Below are 792 nucleotides of genomic sequence, written 5' to 3'. Positions count from 1 at the left end.
CGTAGTGAATATAAATCATAAATTTTCTCTTTTGGTATCCATTCCGTAGGAATGTTTGTCATATATACCGTAATACCTTGTAAAAGTTTCGTACGCTCTGTATATGTAATTCCTTTTTTCTTTTCGCGAATAGCTCGGTCACGTAAGCGTTTCTGTTTTTGCTCCTCGGTACATCTATAAACTACAATACGAGTAGGCAGTTTGTCTTTACTCCCTACATATACATCATGTAATTCATACACTTGACCAGGCTGCAATTGTTTCATGATGTCTTCCAAATGAATTTGTATATATACCGGTTTCAATTGAGCGGGTTTTGTTTTAAATACCACTGTTTCAAATTCTTTTCTNNTTCATTCTTTTGTGCCATGCCTGTTCGAGTCGCACTATATGCCTGATCACTTCGTTTTCCTGGTTCAATTTCCACATCAGAAAATTCTCCACTTAACAAGTCATACTCAAGTTGAATTTTCACACCAGCTTTATGACTACATCCTCCGGCACCAGGATAAGTAGTTGCGAATCGATCTGGAACTTGGAAGGTTGTAGAATCAAGNNAGAAAGAGAATGAGAAATCTTAGATACTCCTCCAATTTTAGCTTGTAGAAGTGTAGTAAATACAGTTCGAAAGAAGGCTACAGAAGCCGAATTAAATCGTCGATTAAGTCCCTCCGGACTTAATAAAATTCCTGTTGAAGTTTCTAATTGACTACAAAGTTGAGTAAGAGAGGTAGTAGCGATTTGTTGATTTAACCATACACACAAAGATAAGAAATGGTGCCCGTGGCACTT

Annotated in this window: 1 pseudogene; it reads right to left on the bottom strand. The window is 37.1% G+C overall.

The features are described 5' to 3' along the window. Nucleotides 1–792, bottom strand: a pseudogene (locus CN288_RS25035) (transposase); the annotation flags it as partial.

Origin of the sequence: Bacillus sp. AFS023182 (assembly GCF_002560575.1) — a bacterium.
GTDB lineage: Bacteria > Bacillota > Bacilli > Bacillales > Bacillaceae_G > Bacillus_A > Bacillus_A arachidis.
The sequence above is the reverse complement of the archived record's forward strand: the minus strand, read 5'-3'. Positions and strand labels throughout refer to the sequence as shown.